This window comes from Thermoanaerobaculia bacterium (genome assembly GCA_035260525.1).
Lineage (GTDB): Bacteria > Acidobacteriota > Thermoanaerobaculia > UBA5066 > DATFVB01 > DATFVB01.
In genome coordinates this window covers 1-2,751 of the sequence record DATFVB010000275.1, presented here as the reverse complement: position 1 = coordinate 2,751, position 2,751 = coordinate 1, and the positions used below count along the sequence as shown (strand labels likewise).

At 65.0% G+C, this 2,751-nt stretch carries 2 protein-coding genes; both read right to left on the bottom strand.

Annotated elements, in window-relative coordinates:
- On the bottom strand, positions 1-185 hold a 185-nt coding region (locus tag VKH46_13320; protein ID HKB71820.1), incomplete at its 3' end, for a hypothetical protein.
- A 109-nt stretch (positions 186-294) separates the two neighbouring features.
- Positions 295-2,751, bottom strand: a 2,457-nt coding sequence (locus VKH46_13315) for a PilC/PilY family type IV pilus protein (GenBank protein ID HKB71819.1), incomplete at its 5' end; no start/stop codon positions are given.

The following is a 2,751-nucleotide window of genomic DNA, read 5'->3' as shown; positions in this document are numbered from 1 at the left end:
CAGTAGCCGAGGACGATCCACAGCACCGCGACGAGGCCGGCCTGGAGGAAGGCGATCCGCCCGGCGAGCCCCGCGGAGGTCCAGGCGGGCTCCGGCGCCGCGGCGGCCGCCGTGAACTCCGTGCCGACGACGACGTCGCCGGCCGTGGAAACCCGGTTCTCGGGCGGCGAGTCCTCGGAAATCAAGCTCTGGACAATCCTCTCCTCCCGAATCTTAGCCGACGGCGCGCCCCGAACAAGAAAACGGCGGCGAGTGATCGCCGCCGCCCGATCACACGACTGGAGAAGCGGGTCCCTAGTTTTCCTTCCAGCTCTTGATGTTCACGTTTGCCAGCCCGCCGCCGCCGACCTTCGGCACTTTCAGGTCGTCGGTCGCGGAGACGACGAGCGTCTCGCCGTTGGGCGCCTGATAGACGATCGGATCCGACGCCACCTGGCCGCCCTCGGGCGCCTTGCTCGGAATGAGGTTACCGCTGTCGTCGGTGTAGAGACTCACGCCGGTCAGATAGTTGACCTGGTAGAGATGGGCCTGGCCGACCTCCCCGCACACGCCCTGGCCGACCTGGGTGACGTTCCCGTTGGCATCCGTGATCTGCTGGGTGTTGTTCAGGAACGTGTTGAAGAAGATCGCGCCGGAGAACACGAGCGGGTTCGCATTCATGATCTCGGCGATCTGGTCGCCGCCGTAGACCGTGTCCACGGGGAGGCTCAGGTAGTACCCGACCCCCGCCCCATTGAAGCAGCCGTTCGGGACGCTCGTCGGATCGCAGTTGTTCGTCGTGAGCGAGGCCTGCGTCAGCGTCGAAGCCGTGCTGCCGCTGGCCGCCGTCTTGAAGACCGGATACGTCGCGTTCGGATCGTCGAGAACGACGAAGAAATAGTTCGGGTTCGCGTCGCGCAGGGCCGGCATGTTGTCCCGGTCCCCGGTTCCAAAGGCGATTCCGAGCCGAGGCTCGCCGGAGCCGGTCGTGCCGAGAAGGAAAACGGCGGGGCGGGTGAAGATCGGCTCGCGAATTCCCGTGCCGGCGGGAGGAACATTGTCCTGGAACTCATCGAAGAGGAGCGACGGGTTCCACTGCGACTGCGCGATCCGGTAGTCCGCAGAGGAACAATTGGTACCGCCGGCCGAGCAGAGGTCGGCCGGCGTCGAGAGGTCTATCTTCCAGAGGCGGCCCTGGGTGTCGCCGAAGTAGATGCGATCGAGGTAGCCGTCGAAATTGATATCGACGACCGCCGCCTCTCCCGGAACCCCGGCCTCGAGATTCCCGCTCGAATCCGTCGAGCTCGCGCCCGTCGCCCACACCCCGATGTTCCTCTTGTAGACGACCTTTCCGGTTTCGATGTCGATCATGTAGAGGTAGTTCGCGGTATCGCCAGCGGTGTTCGTCCCGGGGATCGTCGTATTCTTGTGGCGGAACCCACCCCCGAAGATCGCGACGTACATATCATGATGGTTGCCGCTCGCGACGTCGTTGACCTTCACCCGGCCGAGAACGGGTTTGGACCAGGTGTAGCCGAGGTCCCACACGGAGGCTTCAGCGCCTCCCTCGGATGGCCCAGGCGCGATCGCCGACGTCGCCTGATCGTCCCGAAACTCCCAGAGAATCCGCGGGAAGGGCGCGTTGCAGTTGGTCGGCGGCGTTTCCGTCGAGGGCCCGGGATCGAAATTGTTCACGAGACACTCCGGCGCTCCAATGATCGGGGACTGCGAGTCTACCGTCTTCCCGGTCCAGGTCGCCTTCATATGGTCGGCCTGGTCCGGATCGGTGATGTCGAGGGCGAAGACAGACCCGCCCCCGCCGTTGGGCGTCGTATTTACTCCGCCTTCCCGCTCGATGCCGACCAGGACCGTGCGCCACTTGGGGGACGTGCCCGAGATGTTCACGCACGGACTACCACAGGCATCGCTCGAGACGATCCCCTGCGAGTTCCCGCCGACTCTCGCCGGGTCCATGTAGATGTCGTCGACCGACGGAGCACCGTCCACGGTCCAATCGTGGCTCGTGGCGTGCGCGAGGTAGAAGAACTTCCGGACGGCGGCGCGGGGGGCGTATCCGAAGATCTCGCGGCCCGAGCCGAGGTCGTACTTGTTGCAGAGAGGGCAGACGGTGATCGTCCCCTGCGTATACGTCGACTGGTCGCCGTTGTAGACGCCGACGTCGAACGCGTGCAGGAAGCCGTCGTCGGCGCCGGCGTAGAGGACCTTTCGTCGGTGACGGTAGTTGCTGAAAAACCTCTGGTAGGAATCGCTGCGGTCGCTGTAGACGCCAGGATTCGAGGAGCCCGGATCGACCGAGAGGAAGAGGCGCGTGTTGCTCGGGAACGAGACGATCAGGGGGTTCGAGTGGAACACGTCGCCGAAGTTTTGGTCGTAGTAGCAGGGAGAGCTCGCAAACCCGTTGAGCTGGGCGCAGCTCTTGGTCTGCGGGTTTCCGAACGTCGAGCTGATGTGGAGGTCTTCCACGACGACGTCGCGGTTGCCGCGGATGAACGAAAAGGAGTTCTGAAGGGCCTGGTCGCGGGCCAGGGTCGGGTCGGCGTTGACCTCGGTGCCCGCCGGGGACGTGCCGTTCGGGTAGACGAGCGGGTTCGGAATGTTCGCGTAGATCGTCTGTGTGGCCGGGTCGGCATTGTCGCGGACGATGCTCCACCAATTGGGCGACGTGTCGGCGGTCGGCGGGTGGGTCGGCAGGCAGCCGGTGAGCGGAAGCGCGCAGCTCTTCGAAGGTCCGGTTCCTCCCGCGGGGATCTG